Source organism: Nocardia sp. NPDC052001 (assembly GCF_040680615.1).
In the GTDB taxonomy this organism is placed as follows: domain Bacteria; phylum Actinomycetota; class Actinomycetes; order Mycobacteriales; family Mycobacteriaceae; genus Nocardia.
The window spans coordinates 1-17,413 of record NZ_JBFAXC010000020.1 but is presented as its reverse complement, the minus strand read 5'-3'; the positions used below and the strand labels follow the sequence as shown (position 1 = coordinate 17,413).

The following is a 17,413-nucleotide window of genomic DNA, read 5'->3' as shown; positions in this document are numbered from 1 at the left end:
GTCGTGAGCTGAAAATTATTGCGCGCCGCTAATTTCGGAGCGTGCAACACGGAATGAAGAAGCGGCGCGGCGGAGCCTTCTGGGCCGTTGTGACGGTCACGCTGACCATTGTGGGCCTGGTGCTCGCGCTCTCGACCTATGAGGTCGGCCGAAGTCGTTCGGAGACAACGCATCCCTTCGGCAATACCACCGTCGCGGATCGCGTGGATCTGTCGATCTGGGTGGGCAAGATCGATCCGGCCACTCAGACCGCCACCATCGAGGTGATGGCGCATCCGCGCGGCGCGCTCGCCGACAAACACGGTTTCTTCACCGCCGACGCCACTGTCTACACCTCGGCGCTGAAGGCCGATCCGATCAAAATCAAAGCGGGCCAGCCGATCTCGGCGGCAGAGGTCAAGGTGGTGGTCGAAGGCACCGTCACCGACTACCCGTTCGACGCCTACGACAGCATCCTGGCCTTCGACATCTTCAGCGCCGACCGCGAACTCCCGATCTCCGCGAGCATAGCCAGCGGCGACACCTTCTTCGAAGTAACCGAAACCCCCGCCGAAGGCGTCGTAACCGGCATAGACGTCACCCTCCACGCCGAACGCTCCCTCCCCTCAATGGTCTTCGCCCTCTTCATCATGCTCCTCATGCTCGGCCTCGCTTTGGCCGCCGCCACCGCCTGCTACTACGTCCTCAAAGGCAAACGCGGCCTCATGTTCCCCGCCTGCTCCATGATGGGCGCCCTCCTCTTCGCCCTCGTCCCCCTCCGCAACGCCGTCCCCGGCGCCCCACCGATCGGCTCCCTCATCGACTTCACCTCCTTCTTCATCGCCGAAGGCGTCATCTCCATCGCCCTCGTAGGCACCGTGGTAATCGGCTACCGCGTCGAATCCGCCAAGGAACAAGCCGAACTACAGCAAAAGCTCCGAGACCAGGCCACCCACCAGCAATCCGCACCCAACCACCGGCCGCAGCAGTACCAGCAGCGCCATCCCTAACACCGCATCTGCGGGGGGATCGCGCGCGTGCCGGGATGATCCGATCCAGGGTCCAGTGGGCGGCTTGCCGGGCACCGGGAAAAAGTTTGAAGATTTTTTCGGTGGGGATGTCGAGAACGGTTGGGTGGCTCCGTCCCAGGGGTATGAGCGGCCCGGAGCGGGTCGGTGACATCGACGAAGGAGTAGGGATCATGGACGCGGATCAGGTTGGCGAGGTTTTGGGGCGGGCGTTCAGCCGGGAGCTGTTGCGGCGGGATGTGTTGCGGATGGCGTATGTCGCCAAGGATGGGACGCCTCGGAATGTGCCGATCGCGTTCACCTGGAATGGTGCGGAGATCGTGGTGTGCACTACGAAGAACGCGCCGAAGCTGCATTCGCTGCGGGCGAATCCGGCGGTGGCGCTGACCATCGATACCGAGGTGCATCCGCCGAAGATCCTGCTCATTCGCGGGCGGGTGGAGCTCGATGAGGTGGACGGGATTCCGGAGGAGTACCTGCAGATGAACGGCAGCTACGACATGAGCGCCGAACAGCGGGTGGAGTGGGAGGCCGAGGTGCGATCGCTGTATGACGGGATGGTGCGGATTGTCATCACGCCCACCTGGGCCAAGCTGATCGACTTCGAGAACACGCTTCCGACCGCCGTCGAAGAGCTGGTGCGGCAGCGCGCCGAGCGCCAGAACGCCTGAACCGAGGAGAACACATCATGGCCAAGTACCTGCTGCTCAAGCACTATCGAGGCGCGCCCGCATCGGAGAACGATGTGCCGATGGACCAGTGGACCCCGGACGAGGTGACCGCCCACGTGCAGTACATGGCGGATTTCGGCAAACGCCTCGAGGAGACCGGCGAATTCGTCGAACATCAGGCGCTGTCCCCGCTGGGCACCTTCGTCCGGTCCGACGGCGAAGGCCGCCCGCCCGTCACCGACGGCCCGTTCGCGGAGACGAAGGATCTGATCGCCGGATGGACGATCATCGATGTCGAGACCTATGAGCGGGCACTCGAATTGGCCGCGGAACTGTCGGCGGCCCCCGGCGCGGGCGGTAAGCCGATCCGGGAATGGCTGGAGGTGCGCCCGTTCTTCACCGGATTGCCCACGGTGACCGAGTGAACGAGGCCCTGCTGCGCGAACTCGTCCCGGCGGTGATCGGCATCCTCGTGCGGCGCGGAGCCGATTTCGCCGCGGCCGAGGATGCGGTGCAGGAGGCGCTGATTCGAGCGTTGGAGACCTGGCCGGATGATCCACCGCGCGATGCCAAGGGCTGGCTCGTCGCGGTGGCCTGGCGCAAGTTCCTCGATGCCGCCCGCGCCGAAACCTCGCGGCGCGGCAGGGAATTGGCCGTGGAAGACGAGCCCGAGGCCGGTCCGGTGCCCGGCACCGATGACTCGCTGTGGCTGTACTTCCTGTGCGCGCATCCGTCGCTGTCCCCCGGTTCGGCCGTCGCATTGACCTTGCGCGCGGCCGGTGGCTTGACGACCAAGCAGATCGCGACGGCCTATCTCGTCCCCGAAGCGACTATGGCGCAACGGATCAGCCGCGCCAAGAAGCGCATCGCCGGGCAGTCCCTGAACCAGCCCGGCGACCTCGCCACCGTGCTGCGCGTGCTGTACCTGGTCTTCAACGAGGGCTACAGCGGCGATCTCGACCTGGCGGCCGAGGCGATCCGCCTCACCCGCCAGCTCGCCGCCGCGACCGACGCACCCGAGGTCGCGGGCCTGCTCGCCTTGATGCTGCTGCATCACGCCCGCCGCGCCTCCCGCACCGGCCCGGCCGGTGACCTGATCCCGCTCGCGCAACAGGACCGAACACGATGGGACACAACCCTTATCGCCGAGGGCGTCGACATCCTGCAAACCGCCCTGGCCCGCGACCTCCTGGGCGAATACCAGGCCCAGGCCGCGATAGCCGCCCTGCACGCGGACGCCCCGAGCACCGAGGAAACGGACTGGGTCCAGATCGTCGAATGGTACGACGAACTACTCGCGCTGACCGACAGCCCGGTGGTCCGGCTCAATCGCGCGGTCGCGATCGGCGAAGCGGACGGCGCACCGGCCGGTCTGGCCGCACTGGCTGACCTGGACCCGAATCTGCCGCGCCACACCGCGGTTCGCGCCTACCTCAATGAACGCGCGGGCAACCTCGAACAGGCCGCCGCCCTCTACGTCGAAGCCTCCCGCGCCGCCACCAACCTCCCCGAACGCGACCACCTCACCCGCGAAGCAGCCCGCATACACCGCACCCTGAACCCCTGAACTCGACTGCCGCAGAACAGCACTCGCCCAGACCGCCGCCGATCACGTCGGGCGAACATGGCAGGCGGACATGCGCATTAAGCAAGCGCGCGGACCGCTACTCCACAGTGACCAGCACACTGCGATTGGGCGGGGACCGCCGCTCCACACTGCCGACTATGCGGGCACGCGTAGCGAGTGGGCACTCAACAGGCGCGCGTACTCCGATCGGCGGACCGCTAGTCCGCCACTGCCGCAGGCGCGGTATCCGGTTCGGGGGTGTACGTGAAAGTCACTGTGCGCGTGGCCGGATCGGCGACGGTGAGGCGGACGGTCACGTTCTTGCCTTCGGGTGGGCCACCGGCGCATTTGGCGAGCACGGGTGGGTCCGCGACGAAGATCTCGGCGGGGCGGGTGCCGTTGGCTTCGCGCAGGACTATCGCATCGAAGTCGGTGCCCGTGCGCGCCGCCAGCAGGGTGGATTCGGTGAGGTCGATGCAGGCGCGTTCCAGCTTGCCCGCGACGGCGTCGCCGCGACGCATGGATTCCGCCGCCGCGCCGAGGCCGTCCCGAACCCATTGGGGTACTTCGGTTCCCGCGCAGCGGGCAAGGCAGATCTCGGTGCTGTACCGATCGGAGAGTCGGCGCAGCGGTGCCGTCACGTGCGCGTACGGCGCACCGATTCCACTGTGCTGCACGGTATCCGGCGGCTGCCCGTTGAGCAGCGTGTACGAAGCGCCACGCAGTAGCCCGGTGGCCTCGGACATGAGAACCAGGGCGGCGGGAGTATTGGGGTCGAGCCCCGCGAGCACGCGCCCGACCGAATCCCCTTTGGGCCACGGGACCCCGACCGCCGCGGCGGTGCGCCGCATGGATTCCACCGTGGACGCGGCGGGCGGCGGCATGGTGCGGAGCAGGCCGAGGTGGTCATCCCCCGCACCTTTCAGCATGATCAGCGCGGCGCACATCCCGGTGAGCAGCGAAACCTGCTCATTCCAATCATCGGCGGCCGTGCGCGGTTCGATCACCAACTGCCAATGGTCCCGCCCGGTGGCGGGCACCACGCTCTGCGCGGGCAGGCGCAAACTGATCGCGCCGCGATTCAGTCCGGCTTCGATACGAAGCCGCCCGAAATCGGGCAGCGCGGCGATGGAGGGGTGCAGGATGCCCGCATCGGCGGCGGCCTGCACGGTGGCGTAGTCGAGGCGGGCCCGGGAGCGCACCAGTGCGCGCGTCACCGAATACCCTTGCGGCTCAGCGTGCTCATCGCAGTCGATGATCCACAGCGCGGCCGCGCGATCCTGATCGGGCAGCAGACTGGCCCGCCCCTCGGACAGCACCTGCGGATGCAGCGGCACGGTGCCGTCGGGCAGATAGAAGGTTTCTCCGCGAGCCAGCGAGACCCGAGCCAGTGGCCCGTCGGGGCGAACGAACGCCGCCACATCGGCTATCGCGTAGTAGAGCCGGAACCCTCCGGCGGGAGTGCGCTCGAGCGCGAGCGCCTGATCCAAATCCATGGCGCCGGGCGGATCGATGGTGACGAGTTCGATATCGCGGCGATCGACCCGGGCGCCCGCGAACGCGTCGACCGCGTCGCGAGCTTCCGAGACGGCCTCGGACGGGTAGTCCGAGGCCAATCCGAATTCGGTTCGGACGGCGCCGAAATCGACCGGCGCCGACAGAATCCGCTGATGCAGTTCCACTGAGCTGCGCTGTCCCTACTGCAGGGCCAGCATGGTGCCGTTCAACTGATCGAACGGGCCGTACACCGTGAAGACCACGCGACCGTTGGGGAACTGAGTCGAGAGCGCCGCCGCCGAATCGAGCGATTCGCCGAAGGACGCGGCAGACGGATGCGGCAGGCCCGCGATCGCCTGCCCGATGTGGGAATTCGCCACCCAGGCGGTATCCGCCGGGGTGAGATCCACCTGAACTCCGCCGGGAAGCGGAGTCACCGCGAATGCGGAGGCCGAGCCGGCGCCGAGGACAACCGAAACGGAAGCGGCAGCGGCGAGGAGGGCACCGGCTGCCAATTTGCGAGCAATTCGCATATAGACGAGACCTGCTTTCCGAAGTTCGATGTTGAGACCCTTTGCCCGTTGCAGGCCGCAACGGAACTTTCCAACGCGCAACACTTTATGACGTCGATCACGTTCGATGCCAGTTCCGGGCCGATAACCCAGTCGACACGCCGAGCCGCGCCGAAACACGCCATGCACGCGCCGTCATTCTCGCCCAACTCGGCGGATCTCGCACAGCTCTTGCGAAGCGGTGTATCTCACCTCGTCGTGAGGTTTGAACAGTGCCGGGCACGGTGTTGTCCGGCTGTTTGCACGCTATCTGTCGCGCAGGCCGTTCGGCAGCGTTGCGGAGAGCAGCTTGAACAGATAGGCGATAGCGAAAAGTACTAACACGGCCAGCGGCTGGATCAGCATCGAGGTGGACATGGGCTCAACCTTCTTCTTTATCTTTCTCATTGCGGAGGGTCCCGCTCTCGAGGAAGCGCAGCAGCTCGACCGGGAAAGGCAGGACGAGCGTCGAGTTCTTCTCGGCCGCAACCTGAACCACCGTTTCCAGCAGTCGCAATTGCAATGCGGCCGGGGCAGTGGACATGCGGGCGGCGGCCTCGGTGAGCATGGTGGAAGCCTGTAATTCGCCTTCGGCGGAGATGATGCGGGCACGGCGTTCCCGTTCGGCCTCGGCTTGGCGCGACATGGAGCGCTTCATCGAATCCGGTAGTGCCACATCCTTGATCTCCACGCGATCGATGTGCACGCCCCAGCCCAGGGCCGGATTGTCGATCATCATCTCCAGGCCCTTGTTCATCTCCTCGCGATTGGAGAGCAGATCATCGAGTTCGCTCTTACCGATGATCGAACGCAGCGAGGTCTGTGCGACCTGCGCGATCGCGAACAGATAGTCCTGCACCTCGATAATGGCGCGTGCCGGATCGATGACCCGGAAATAGACGACCGCGTCCACCCGGACCGTCACATTGTCGCGGGTGATGCCCTCCTGCGCGGGCACCGGCATGGTGATCACCTGTGTGGAGATCTTGCGCATCTTGTCCACGCCGGGCAGCAGCAGGCGCAGGCCGGGTTCTCGTACCGCGCGCACCCGGCCCAGCCGGAATACCACGCCCTTTTCGTACTGGGCCACTACGCGGACGCCCGAGGCGACCACCCACGCTCCGATGAAGAACAGCACTGCGATTGTGGCCGCCAGGCCATACAGCACGCCCATGGTGTTTCGCCCCCGCGAATTTCCAACTGTGCCACGGGTATCCGGCCGCGGCCCACCCTCAATCATGGCACCGCGAGATCGCCCCCGAAAGGGCGGACGAGTCGGTATATAAGCCGGATCCTGTCCCCGGTGCGAACACCGGGTGGCGACCATCCATCTGGACACACCGTTGCCGGGTGCCTCGAGCAGTCAACCCGCGAACTCGGGCGAGCAGCCCTCGAACGTCCGCGCAGCCGCACTCTCGCGAATGCGACCTTCGACCTTGCTCCGGGCGGGGTTTACCTAGCCGTGCCGGTCACCCGGCGCGCTGGTGCGCTCTTACCGCACCGTTTCACCCTTACCGGCGTTCCGCTCTCGCGAGCGGAGCACCGGCGGTTTGTTTTCTGTGGCACTGTCCCGCGGGTCACCCCGGGTTGCCGTTAACAACCGCCCTGCTCTGTGGAGTCCGGACTTTCCTCGACGACGGGCGGCGGCATTCACATGCCCGTTCCCATCGCCGCGGCCGCCCAACCGACTCGTCCGCGGCCACCAAGGTACCGTAACGGGCCATGGAGCGTGTCGAGGTGGGGTTCCCTTCCGGTGGTGAGCAGTGTGCGGGATGGCTGTATCTGCCGGATGGGCCGATACGGCCACGTCCCCTGGTAGTCATGGGGCACGGGCTCGGAGCCGATCGGGAAATGGGATTGGATCGCTATGCGCGGCGTTTCGCCGCGGCGGGAATCGCGGTGCTGGCGTTCGATTATCGGCATTTCGGGGGTAGCGGGGGTGAGCCGCGCAATGTCATCAATATCGCGCGCCAGCGCGCGGATTGGCATGCGGCGATCGCCTACGCGCGCACCATTCGGGGAATCGATGCGACGCGAATCGCACTGTGGGGCAGTTCTTTCGGCGGCGGGCATGTACTTTCGGTCGCACCGGACGATCACTACATCGCGGCCGTGGTCGCGCAGTGCCCATTCACCAGCGGCTGGTCCTCTGCCATGGCGAAGGGGCCGATCAGCCTGGTGAAAACCGGGACGCTGGCATTGACCGATATCATTGTCAGCCCGGTGATCCGGCGGCCGATCTCGGCGCGATTGGCGGGCAAGAAGCATTCGGCCGCGTTGATGAGCGCGGCCGACGTACCGGACGGATATGGGCGGCTCGCGGAGGAATCCAGTCAGTATCGGCCGAAAGTGCCCGCGCGCATCGGCATGTCGACGCTGTTCGATTCACCTGCTCGGCGCGCCAAGGACATCAAAGCGCCGGTGTTCTACGCCATCTGCGATAACGACAGCGTCGCCCCCGCCAAACCGACGCTGCGCGCGGCCGAGCGCACCAAGCACGCGGTCGTGAAGCAGTATCCGATCGGGCATTTCGATATCTACTTCGACGAGTGGTTCGAGAAGGCCGTGCACGACCAACTCGAATTCCTCACCGCCACACTGCGTCCCTGACGTGTTCTAGAGATATGAGGTGTCGTTGGCCAGCCGGACCGACGAACCGCCGTCGGGATAGAACTCCGCGATGGACAACGACGCCAAATCCAGGTGCAGGCGATACAGCAGCGACGGGCCCACGCCGAGTGCGAGTTGCAACAGCATCTTGATCGGCGTGACATGGCTCACCACAAGCACATTCGCGCCCGGATACAGCGCGACCAGATCGCGCCGCACGCTTTCGACGCGTTCGCGCACCTGATCGAAACTCTCACCGCCGGGCGGGGCCACCGCGGGATCTCCCAGCCAGCGCGCATGCGATTCCGGATCGTGATCGCGCGCCTCGGCGAACGTAAGCCCCTCCCACGCACCGAAATCCGTCTCGATCAACCCGTCGAGCACCCGCACCGGCAACGCGAGCGCCTTCCCGGCCGCCTCCGCCGTCTCCCGCGCCCGCCCCAGCGGCGAACACACGATCGCCGCGATATTCCCCTTACCCGCAAGCATTTTCGCCGCATTGGCGGCCTGCTGCCGCCCCAATTCCGTCAACGGCGGATTCCCCCGCCCCGAATACCTGCGCTCCACAGACAATTCCGTCTGCCCATGCCGCAACAGCAATAGCCGAGTAGGCCGCCCCACCGCCCCGGTCCACCCCGGCGCGGGCGTCGAAGTCCCCTTCGCCGCGGGCGTGGTGCCCGCCCGATCGGAAGGTGCGGCTGTTCCGGTGTCCGCAGAAGTAGTGGCCACCGCCGGACCCCGAGTAGCGGCGAGCGGGTCCGAGAGTTCGGCAGCGGCGGCAAGATCCGACGCCGCACGGGAGCCCGAGTCTCGTTGCGCGGAGGACGATTCCGCCACCGGCTGGTTCAGCGCGTTCCGCACCTCACCGACGACTTCCGCGTCATCCATGGCCTCATTGGCGAGCTGATCCGCATGCGAATTCTCTTTACGCGGAATCCACTCGAAACTCACCCGATCGAACCCTGCGACCAGCCGCCGAGCCCGATCCGCCAGCGGAATCATGGCCTCGTGCTTGACCTTCCACCGCCCGGCCATCTGCTCGACGACCAGCTTGGAGTCCATCCGCACGGAAACCTCGCGCGCACCGAGTTCGGCGGCGGCCTCGAGCCCGGCGATCAACCCGCGATATTCGGCGACGTTATTGGTCGCGACCCCGAGGAATTCCTTCCGCTCGGCGAGCACGGCCTCGCGCCCGGCATCCCAGACGACCGCCCCGTACCCGGCGGGCCCGGGATTCCCCCGCGACCCACCGTCAGCCTCGACCACAACCTTGTCCGTCACCGCTTCTCACCCTCCAAAGGTGTCTGCCGCCCGACGGTTCCACTGTCGCGATTCCGCCGAGGGAACGTCCGATCCGGGTCCGCGGACCCGGCTCAACTCCGACTGCGCCACATCCTGCCAGCCGACCGCCCGGCATCGGTGACGCCACCCGCGCCACCGCCGAACAGCGGCAACGTCGACTCAGCGAATTCGATTCCGGCCACCGGGGCCGCGCAGGGCGGGTGTTTACAGCCCGGAGTGCTTGGTGCGCACCAGGATCGCGTTGCATTCGGGGCAGCGGACCACGGCGTCGGGGGCGGCTTTGGCGATGCGGGAGATTTCACCGCGGTCGAGTTCGATGCGGCAGGCGCCGCAGCGGCGGGCCTGTAGCAGGGCCGCGCCGATACCGGCGGTGGCGCGCTGCTTCTCGTAGGCGGCGAGCAGGTCGGCGGGGAAGCTCCCGGACAGGGCGGCGCGGTCGGATTCGCAGCGCTGCTGGGCGACGTTCAGGTCGGCGACGGCGTCATCGCGGCGGCGTTCGGCATCGATCAGATCGGCTTCGGCCTTGTCGAGGTTGGCGCCGGCGTGCGCGTGATCGGCGGCGGCGGCCTCGCGGCGCTCCATGACGTCGATCTCGTCATCCTCGAGCACCTTGCGGCGGCGCTCCAGGCTGGTGAGCTCGTGCTGCAGCTCCGAAAGCTGTTTCGCGCCGACCGAACCCGAGGTCAGCATGCCGCGGTCGCGGTCCTCACGCTTGCGGACGGCGTCGATCTCGCCTTCCAGCTTGCGGATATCGCGGTCCAGATCGTCGATGAGGATTTCCACCTTCACCGACGCGTCCTTGCGGGCCGTCCGCTCGGCTTCCAGCCGCTGCACCTCCTGCTCCTCGGGCAGCACCTTGCGGCGATGCTCGATCCGGGTCAGTTCGGCGTCGACGGCGGCGAGGTCGAGCAGCTTGGACTGGATCGAAGGTTCGGCATTCAACGCGGAAGGTCTCCTGGACGCTATGGACGGTGCAAGACTCCCACCGTACCCGTCCGAGCCAGCCGGATTGTCCAACCCCACCGCAACCTGGACATTTGATCGCGACCGGCCGGGGCGCGCGGAAAATCCACGGGCGCGCGACCAGCCCGATATGTCAGGGTCGATATATGGGCGAACACCGCTATGAGGTCGAGGTCACGTGGTCCGGCGCGACCACCGGATACCGGGACTACACGCGAAATCACGAACTGCTCGCGGACGGGCGGCCGAGCATTCCGGCCACCGCCGATCCGAAATTCCGGGGCGACAAAGCGCGCTGGAATCCGGAACAACTGCTGGTCGCGTCGCTATCGGACTGTCACATGCTCTGGTACCTGCACCTGTGCGCGGAGGCGGGCGTGGTGGTCACCGACTATCACGACACCGCCGTCGGCGTCATGGACGACGAACGCTTCCAGCTGGTCACCCTGCGCCCCCGCGTCACCGTGCGCGAGCCCGGCATGATCGACACCGCGCGGCAACTGCACGGGGAGGCGCATAAGCGCTGCTTCATCGCGAACTCGGTGAATTTCCCTGTGGCACACGAGCCCACGATCGTCAGCGAAGGCTGAATCACTGAACTTCTCGTGCGATCGAGCACCTGATTCGACGGTTTCCCCGCAGCACGCGCCACCGATCGCACGAAAAGTTCAGCCACCCAACCCGAATCGCGCGCCCACGGTGCAGCGCGCACACCACGCATTGAACGCACGACATCCGGGGCGCCGCACGCTGCGAGCAGCACTCCTCGTTCGCACGGCTGTCAACAATCCGCCGCGCCGACCGTCCACGGGTCGGTGCGGATTGCGGAGACGCGGGTCTCGACGGTGGGGAGTGCCGCCTGCACCACGCCTTCCGCCTGTGCGCACCAAGGGAATTCGGTGGCCCAGTGCGCGGCGTCGATGAGGGCGGGGCCGCCCGCGCGCAGGTGTTCGTCGGCGGGGTGATGGCGCAGGTCGGAGGTGACGTAGGCATCGACGCCGAGGCGGGCGACGGTGTTCAGGAAGGAATCGCCCGCGCCGCCGCAGACGGCGACAGTGCGGATCACGCGGTCCGGGTCACCGGCGGCGCGGACGCCCCAGGTGGTGGCGGGCAGGCCCTTGCGGACGCGAGCGGTGAACTCGCGCAAGGTTTCCGGGGCCGGGAGTTCGCCGATGCGGCCGATGCCGCGCGTAGAAGGCAGCTTGGCGCGCTCGGTGACGTGGTAGGCGGGCTCTTCGTACGGGTGCGCGGCACGCAGGGCCGCGAGGACGGCGGTCCGGCGGGATGGCGGGGCGACCACCTCGATGCGATCCTCATCCTGACTGTGCAGTTCGCCGATCGCGCCGACGGCGGGGTTCGCGCCCTCGACCGGATGGAACTGGCTGGTGCCCGCCGAACGCCAGGCGCTGTCGCGGTAGTTTCCGGTACCGCCCGCGCCCGCGATGAACAGGGCTTCGAGCACCTGTTCGGTATGCGTGTGCGGGACGATGATTTCCCATTCGTCCAGGGCGGTAAGCGGTTTCGGCTCCAACGGGCCGGTGACGGTCAGGCCGACGGCGTGCGCCAGCGCGTCCGAGACGCCCGGATCGGCGGAATCGGCATTGGTGTGCGCGGTGAACAGCGCACAGCCGGAACGGATGAGCCGGTGCAGCAGTGCGCCTTTCGGGGTATCCGCCGCGACGGTGTCGACACCGCGCAACAGCAGCGGGTGATGCACCACCAAAGCCTGTGCGCCCCATGCGATCGCCTCGTCGACCACGGCGGCGGTGGCGTCGACCGCGAACAGCACCCGCGCTACCGCCTCGTCCGGATCACCGGCGACCAAGCCCACCGAATCCCATGATTCGGCCAGTCCGGGCGGATACGCCGCGTCCAGCGCCGCCATCACCTCGGCCAATCGCACCGTCGCCATCACCGAACCTCCTCCGACACAGTTGTTTTCACTAGAGCCCGAGCTCGGCGATGGCCTCGATCAGCACATCCACCTCCGCCGCGGGCCGTACCGCCAGCCGCAGGAATCCCGATTCCAGCCCGGGGAAGGTATCCCCGCGCCGCACCGCGATCCCCTTGCCCGCCAGCCGCTTGTGCAATAGTTCCGCATCCGGCACACGAATCAGCAGAAACGGCCCGCGCGCCGGTTCGCACACCTCGATCCCGAGTGCCCGCAACCGGGGAATCATCGCATCCCGATGCGCCGCAATGCTTTCGGCCAGCCGCTGCGACTCCGCCACCGCCTCCGGCGTGCAGGTGGCGGCGATCGCCTCCAGTTGCAATGTCCCCAACGGCCAATGCGCCCGCCCCTGATTCAACCGCGCCAGCAAATCCGGATGCCCCAGGAAATACCCGCACCGCAACCCCGCCAGCGCCCAGGTCTTGGTGAGACTCCGCAGCACCAATACGTCCGAATAGCTTTCCCCCGCAAGTGATTCAGTCTCACCAACCACGGCATCCGCAAAAGCCTCATCGACAACCACAACCCGCCCCGGCTGCCGCAGGGCCAGCAGACTCTCCCGCGAATGCAACACCGAGGTCGGGTTGGTCGGATTCCCCACAACAACCAGGTCAGCCGCCTCCGGCACCCACGCCCCCCGCGCCCCAAGCACCGACGCTTCAGCCTTACCACCGACCGCACCGACCGCACCGACCGCACCGTCAGGTATATTCGCCTGCCCCGCAACCGATTCCAAGCTGTAGGGCGGCTCCAGCACCACGCGTGCCACCGGAACCCCGGCCTCCCGCAGTGCGAGTTCGGGTTCGGTGAAGGAAGGGTGAATCACCGCCGCCAGCCTCGACCTCAACCGAGGCAGCATCGCGAACCCTTCGGCGGCACCCGCCAACAGCAGCACCTCATCGGCCCGCCGCCCATGCCGAGCGGCCACCGCCTCCCGAACGGCCCGCTCCTCCCCCGCATCCGGATACCGCCCCAATTCCCCCAACCGCCCGGCCAGCCGCTCCCGCAACCACTCCGGCGGCCCACTCCCCTGCACATTCACCGCGAAATCGATCATCCCCACCCGAGTCTCCACATCCCCGTGATGCCGCAACTTCGCATAGTCCGCATCATCAAGACCACTCACGCCACCCACATCGCTCATTTCGCGGCCCGTCGAGATATCGACCGCACGAGCCGCCCGGCCCGCGCGATGCCGTGCACGGAATCAGCCGCGTGACACGCCGCCCCGCTCGGGACACGCGATACAACGTCCGAAACGCTCTCGGGCACGCGGCCCAGGTCAGCGACGACCTCATGCTCACGTGCGGGAGAAAACCAAGCGCTTGATTCCACACCCGAAGCGCTTCGCGGCGCGTGACCCGCGTCGGCAGCTGCCGCACCATCGGTCGGCAGATTCGACCGCCAATCGCTCCCGTCGGCGGCGAGATCGCCGAACGGCACGGATTTCATCCGATCGTTCGCCCCGGCGGCTGACGCCTTGCCGGGCGCGACAGTCCACCGCGCTGCGGCGATGGCGGCGTTGCCGGGCGGCATCGTGTTCGGCGCATGGGTTCGGGAGCCGTGGGCGCTGGTTTCGGAGCGGGCCGGGACGGCTGGGGCGGGGCGTGGGGTGGTGTGCTCGGGCACAGCGAACACCCTACGTGGCCGGGCTCGAGGGGTTCGGGACAGAATGGCTGTCGTGGGCGACCTGCATGTGACCTTCATCTGCACCGGCAATATCTGCCGGTCTCCGATGGCCGAGAAGATGTTCGCGGCGCATCTGGAACGAGCCGGGCTGGCCGATCGGGTGCGCGTGAGCAGTGCCGGAACCGGGAGCTGGCATATCGGGGATGAGGCGGATCCGCGGACGAATGCCGAATTGCGGAGTCACGGGTATCCGGTCGGGCATAGCGCGGCGGTGATCGGCGACGATCATCTGGACGCGGATTTGCTGATCGCGCTGGATACCGGGCATGAGCGGGCGCTGGCGCGCATGGGGGTGCCGTCGGACCGACGGCGGCTGCTGCGGAGTTTCGATCCGGCCGCCGGTGGGACGGATGTGCCCGATCCGTATTACGGGGATCAATCCGATTTCGCGCTGGTGCGCGAGCAGATCGAGGCCGCGGTGCCGGGACTGCTCGACTGGGTGCGCCTACAGCTCGGCGAAGGCGATCGCGCATGAGTTCCGGTAATTCCATGCTTCGTCGGCTCACGTTTCTCTTGCGGCCCAGCTGGGTGATTCTCGCGGTGGTAGTCGCCGGGTTCGCGTACCTGTGTTTCTCGGTGCTCGCGCCGTGGCAGCTGGGCAAGAACACCTCGACCTCCGAGCGCAATACCCGCATCGCGGATTCGGTGCACGCCGATCCGGTCGATGTGAGCACCATGTTCGGCGGCTCGGATAAGAACACCGAATGGCGGCGGGTCACCGCCAATGGCAGTTATGTCCCGGATTCCACGGTGCTGGTGCGCCTGCGCCACCTGGATTCGGCCCCGGCGTTCTCGGTGCTGACCGCGTTCACCCTCGACGACGGCCGCACCGTACTGGTGGATCGCGGTCTGGTCGCCGCCGTGAACGGCTCCCGCCCGCCCGTGATCGCCACCCCGCCGACCGGACCGCAACATCTCGAGGCCCGGGTCCGCGCCTCCGAGGGCATCGTGGACACCAAGCCGCCGCTCACCGAGGACGGCTACCGCCAGGTCTATTCCATTGACACCCAACAGGATTCGACAGTCCTGAACCTGCCGCTCACCCCCATCCCCACCGATGGCCGCGGCGGCTACCTGCAACTCGACGAGAACCAGCCGGGCGCGTTCAGTCCCGTCCCACTCCCCCAATTGGACGCGGGCCCCTACCTCTCCTACGGCCTGCAGTGGCTGGCCTTCGGCATCATGGCTCCCCTCGGCCTCGGCTATTTCATCTACGCCGAAATCCGAGCCCGCCGCCGCGAACGCGCCGAATCGGCGGCCGCACCGGCTTCGAGCACCGCGCCTGTCACAACCCCGGCCGACACGGATTCGGATGCGGAACCCACCACCACAACCGCGGCACCGGTACCGACCCCATCGATTCCGAAACCTCCGACGAACGAAGCCCGTCTCGCCGACCGCTACGGCAACACCCGCCGCTGACTCCACACCGGGCGAACAATCGCGGCGCTGTCGTAGAGGTGGTGTCCACCGGGTGCGGCGGAGTCGATAACCTCGGCTGGTGCGTTCCGGGAGTGTTGCTGCGGCTGGCTTGTTGATCGGCTTCGCGGCGGATCGCGTCTTAGGCGACCCGCGCCGCTGGCACCCGGTGGCCGGGTTCGGCACCACCGCGATGAAGCTGGAACAGGTCACCTATCGGGATCAGCGACTGGCCGGGGTTGTGCACGAGGTCGTACTGGTCGGCGGCGTCATTGGCTTGGGAGTCCTCGCCCAGCGAGCTATTCGCGGGTCGGCCGGCGAAGCCGCGATGATCGCAGCCGCCACCTGGACCGTGCTGGGCGGAACAACCCTGGCCGAGACCGGGCGGCAAATGGCGGATCTCCTGGAGTCCGGGGATATCGCGGGCGCTCGGGAGCTGTTGCCCTCCCTGTGCGGCCGCGATCCCGAACTGCTGGATGCGGATGGGCTGGCCCGGGCCGCTCTCGAGTCGATTGCCGAGAACACCTCGGATGCGACTGTCGCACCACTGTTTTGGGGCGCGATCGCGGGGGTGCCGGGGCTGCTCGGGTATCGCGCGATCAACACGCTCGACGCCATGGTCGGATATCGAAACAAGCGCTACAACCGGTTCGGCTGGGCGGCGGCGCGCACCGATGACGTCGCGAATCTGGGCCCGGCCCGAGTCGCCGGATTGATCACAACGCTGCTCGCCCCGGTGATCGGCGGCCGATCCGCCGACGCCTGGCGCGCCTGGCGGCGAGACGCGGGCAAACATCCGAGCCCGAATGCCGGTGTGGCAGAAGCCTCCATGGCGGGCGCGCTGGGTGTGCAGCTCGGCGGGCTGACGCAGTACCGCCACGGCATCGAAATGCGCCCGACCCTCGGCGATGGCCCGGCCCCGCGCGTAGCCGATCTACGCCGCGCGGTCCGGCTCTCCGAGGCAGTGCAGCTTGCCACCGCACTCACCGCGGCAACCGTCGCGTACGCCCGCCGCTGAAAACCCGCTGCCTCGGCGAGGTCGCGTTCCGGCTCCGAGCTGGGGAATGTCACAGTGTGGGGAGTTGGTTCGTCTGGTTGGTGAGGGTCGTCCGGATGGGCGCGTGGTCAGGAATGGTGAGGCGGCAATGAGCGACGGACAGCACGGGGTACCCGATCAGGCCGAGTTGGCGCGGCGGTTCGAGGAGCATCGGGGCTATTTGCGGCGGGTCGCGTATAGCACGCTGGGGAGTCTGAGTGATGCCGATGATGTGGTGCAGGAGGCGTGGCTGCGGCTGCAGCGGTATTACGAGACGAATGACGGTGCGGAGATCGAGAATCTGCGCGCCTGGCTGACCACGGTGACGGGGCGGCTGGCACTGGATCATCTCGGATCGGCGCGGGCGCGGCGCGAACAGTACGTCGGCGAGTGGCTGCCGGAGCCGGAGATCACCAGTTGGGTGGATGATCCGGCCGATCGGGTATCGCAGGATGAGCGGGTGACCACCGCGCTGCTGGTGGTACTGGAGTCGCTGTCCCCGGCCGAGCGCACCGCTTTCGTGCTCCAGGATGTCTTCGGCATGACCGGTCCCGAGGTCGCCGAGGTGGTGGGCCGGACCCCGGCCGCGGTGCGCCAGTTGGCTTCTCGCGCGCGCAAGCATGTGGAGTCCGGCACCCCGCGCTTCCCGGCAGATCCGGCCGAGCACGAGAAGGTGGTGTCGGCGTTCGCGGTGGCGTGGCGCTCGGGTGATCTGAGTGCCCTGCTGGGCGTGCTGGATTCGAATGTCACCTTCACCGCCGACGGCGGCGGCAAGGTCAATGCCTTCCGGCATCCGCTGCACGGTGCGAACAAGGTGGCCGAGACGCTGGTGGGCTTCCTGCGGTTCGCGACCGAGGTCGGTGGCGGCTGGGGTCGTTCGATCATGGTCAACGGCCGTCCGGGCCTGGTGGTGTTCGACGGCAAGAACACCGGCGTGTTCTCCTTCACCATCGATGACGGCCGCATCACCAATATCGATGTGGTGCGCAATCCGGATAAGCTGCGCAACCTCCCCGAGGACGGCGAGCCGGACTGGGTGCTGAATACCAACGCCCCCGAATAGATCGCACAGTGGTGGCCCGCAACCGAATTCGGTTGCGGGCCTCCGAAATCGGTCAAAGACAGCAAGCTGAATACGATGCCGCGCGGC

17 protein-coding genes and 1 other RNA gene are annotated in these 17,413 nt (G+C 67.2%); 10 read left to right on the top strand and 8 right to left on the bottom strand.

All coding sequences use genetic code 11. The annotated features are described in order from the left end of the window. The first annotated feature begins 41 nt into the window (after positions 1–41). The 4 genes from AB0L82_RS41715 to AB0L82_RS41700 all read left to right on the top strand — a co-directional run bounded on the left by AB0L82_RS41715 (position 42) and on the right by AB0L82_RS41700 (position 3,245). Entirely contained in the window at positions 42–989 is a 948-nt protein-coding gene (locus AB0L82_RS41715) for a DUF4436 family protein (protein WP_364650440.1), read from the top strand. A gap of 191 nt (positions 990–1,180) precedes the next feature. After that, positions 1,181–1,678 (top strand): pyridoxamine 5'-phosphate oxidase family protein, encoded by a 498-nt coding sequence (locus AB0L82_RS41710; RefSeq protein ID WP_364650437.1) that lies wholly within the window; start codon positions 1,181–1,183, stop codon positions 1,676–1,678. A gap of 17 nt (positions 1,679–1,695) precedes the next feature. Beyond that, positions 1,696–2,103 (top strand): YciI family protein, encoded by a 408-nt coding sequence (locus AB0L82_RS41705; protein ID WP_364650434.1) that lies wholly within the window; start codon positions 1,696–1,698, stop codon positions 2,101–2,103. Further along, positions 2,100–3,245 (top strand): DUF6596 domain-containing protein, encoded by a 1,146-nt coding sequence (locus AB0L82_RS41700; protein WP_364650431.1) that lies wholly within the window; start codon positions 2,100–2,102, stop codon positions 3,243–3,245. Before AB0L82_RS41705 ends, AB0L82_RS41700 begins: the two co-directional genes overlap by 4 nt. A gap of 218 nt (positions 3,246–3,463) precedes the next feature. Here AB0L82_RS41700 and AB0L82_RS41695 read toward each other — a convergent pair whose 3' ends face one another. The 4 genes from AB0L82_RS41695 to rnpB form a co-directional block, all read right to left on the bottom strand. Beyond that, the gene (locus tag AB0L82_RS41695) at positions 3,464–4,927 is read right to left on the bottom strand and encodes an RNB domain-containing ribonuclease (RefSeq protein WP_364650428.1); all 1,464 of its coding nucleotides are present in this window, start codon (positions 4,925–4,927) and stop codon (positions 3,464–3,466) included. A 15-nt stretch (positions 4,928–4,942) separates the two neighbouring features. Next, the gene (locus tag AB0L82_RS41690) at positions 4,943–5,443 is read right to left on the bottom strand and encodes a hypothetical protein (protein ID WP_364650425.1); all 501 of its coding nucleotides are present in this window, start codon (positions 5,441–5,443) and stop codon (positions 4,943–4,945) included. 232 nt (positions 5,444–5,675) lie between these two features. Next, positions 5,676–6,467: a slipin family protein gene (locus AB0L82_RS41685; protein WP_364650422.1), complete on the bottom strand. Its 792-nt coding sequence runs from the start codon at positions 6,465–6,467 to the stop codon at positions 5,676–5,678. 93 nt (positions 6,468–6,560) lie between these two features. Continuing rightward, positions 6,561–6,985, bottom strand: an RNA gene (rnpB, locus tag AB0L82_RS41680) — RNase P RNA component class A. Positions 6,986–7,015: 30 nt separating this feature from the next. On the opposite strand from rnpB, the gene AB0L82_RS41675 reads away from it, so the two are divergent. Next, positions 7,016–7,903 (top strand): alpha/beta fold hydrolase, encoded by an 888-nt coding sequence (locus AB0L82_RS41675; protein ID WP_364650421.1) that lies wholly within the window; start codon positions 7,016–7,018, stop codon positions 7,901–7,903. Between the two features lie 6 nt (positions 7,904–7,909). On the opposite strand, the gene AB0L82_RS41670 is transcribed toward AB0L82_RS41675, so the two are convergent. Both AB0L82_RS41670 and AB0L82_RS41665 read right to left on the bottom strand, forming a co-directional pair. Further along, positions 7,910–9,184: a bifunctional RNase H/acid phosphatase gene (locus AB0L82_RS41670; protein ID WP_364650418.1), complete on the bottom strand. Its 1,275-nt coding sequence runs from the start codon at positions 9,182–9,184 to the stop codon at positions 7,910–7,912. A gap of 225 nt (positions 9,185–9,409) precedes the next feature. Then, positions 9,410–10,147 (bottom strand): C4-type zinc ribbon domain-containing protein, encoded by a 738-nt coding sequence (locus AB0L82_RS41665; RefSeq protein ID WP_364650414.1) that lies wholly within the window; start codon positions 10,145–10,147, stop codon positions 9,410–9,412. A gap of 167 nt (positions 10,148–10,314) precedes the next feature. Between AB0L82_RS41665 and AB0L82_RS41660 the strand changes: the two genes are divergently transcribed. Further along, positions 10,315–10,758, top strand: coding sequence for an OsmC family protein (locus AB0L82_RS41660; RefSeq protein WP_364650411.1), 444 nt, complete (start codon positions 10,315–10,317; stop codon positions 10,756–10,758). A 191-nt stretch (positions 10,759–10,949) separates the two neighbouring features. On the opposite strand, the gene AB0L82_RS41655 is transcribed toward AB0L82_RS41660, so the two are convergent. Continuing rightward, a complete protein-coding gene (locus AB0L82_RS41655) occupies positions 10,950–12,080 on the bottom strand; it encodes a Nif3-like dinuclear metal center hexameric protein (RefSeq protein ID WP_364650408.1) in 1,131 nt (376 codons plus the stop codon). Positions 12,081–12,111: 31 nt separating this feature from the next. Continuing rightward, the gene (gene cobC, locus AB0L82_RS41650; RefSeq protein WP_364650405.1) at positions 12,112–13,263 is read right to left on the bottom strand and encodes an Rv2231c family pyridoxal phosphate-dependent protein CobC; all 1,152 of its coding nucleotides are present in this window, start codon (positions 13,261–13,263) and stop codon (positions 12,112–12,114) included. Between the two features lie 528 nt (positions 13,264–13,791). On the opposite strand from cobC, the gene AB0L82_RS41645 reads away from it, so the two are divergent. The 4 genes from AB0L82_RS41645 (at position 13,792) to sigJ (ending at position 17,326) form a co-directional block, all read left to right on the top strand. Continuing rightward, the gene (locus AB0L82_RS41645) at positions 13,792–14,283 is read left to right on the top strand and encodes a low molecular weight protein-tyrosine-phosphatase (RefSeq protein WP_364650402.1); all 492 of its coding nucleotides are present in this window, start codon (positions 13,792–13,794) and stop codon (positions 14,281–14,283) included. Then, positions 14,280–15,230 (top strand): SURF1 family cytochrome oxidase biogenesis protein, encoded by a 951-nt coding sequence (locus tag AB0L82_RS41640; RefSeq protein ID WP_364650399.1) that lies wholly within the window; start codon positions 14,280–14,282, stop codon positions 15,228–15,230. Before AB0L82_RS41645 ends, AB0L82_RS41640 begins: the two co-directional genes overlap by 4 nt. 79 nt (positions 15,231–15,309) lie before the next feature. Further along, positions 15,310–16,245, top strand: a complete 936-nt coding sequence (locus AB0L82_RS41635) for a cobalamin biosynthesis protein (protein WP_364650396.1) — start codon at positions 15,310–15,312, stop codon at positions 16,243–16,245. Positions 16,246–16,372: 127 nt separating this feature from the next. Then, entirely contained in the window at positions 16,373–17,326 is a 954-nt protein-coding gene (sigJ, locus tag AB0L82_RS41630) for an RNA polymerase sigma factor SigJ (protein ID WP_364650393.1), read from the top strand. Positions 17,327–17,413: the final 87 nt, after the last annotated feature.

Coding starts and splice junctions, on each gene's coding strand:
- AB0L82_RS41660 (WP_364650411.1), top strand. CDS start 10,315: ATGGGCGAACACCGCTATGAGGTCGAGGTCACGTGGTCCGGCGCGACC.
- cobC (WP_364650405.1), bottom strand. CDS start 13,263: ATGAGCGATGTGGGTGGCGTGAGTGGTCTTGATGATGCGGACTATGCG.
- AB0L82_RS41640 (WP_364650399.1), top strand. CDS start 14,280: ATGAGTTCCGGTAATTCCATGCTTCGTCGGCTCACGTTTCTCTTGCGG.
- AB0L82_RS41705 (WP_364650434.1), top strand. CDS start 1,696: ATGGCCAAGTACCTGCTGCTCAAGCACTATCGAGGCGCGCCCGCATCG.
- AB0L82_RS41710 (WP_364650437.1), top strand. CDS start 1,181: ATGGACGCGGATCAGGTTGGCGAGGTTTTGGGGCGGGCGTTCAGCCGG.
- AB0L82_RS41645 (WP_364650402.1), top strand. CDS start 13,792: ATGGCTGTCGTGGGCGACCTGCATGTGACCTTCATCTGCACCGGCAAT.
- sigJ (WP_364650393.1), top strand. CDS start 16,373: ATGAGCGACGGACAGCACGGGGTACCCGATCAGGCCGAGTTGGCGCGG.
- AB0L82_RS41655 (WP_364650408.1), bottom strand. CDS start 12,080: ATGGCGACGGTGCGATTGGCCGAGGTGATGGCGGCGCTGGACGCGGCG.
- AB0L82_RS41675 (WP_364650421.1), top strand. CDS start 7,016: ATGGAGCGTGTCGAGGTGGGGTTCCCTTCCGGTGGTGAGCAGTGTGCG.
- AB0L82_RS41685 (WP_364650422.1), bottom strand. CDS start 6,467: ATGGGCGTGCTGTATGGCCTGGCGGCCACAATCGCAGTGCTGTTCTTC.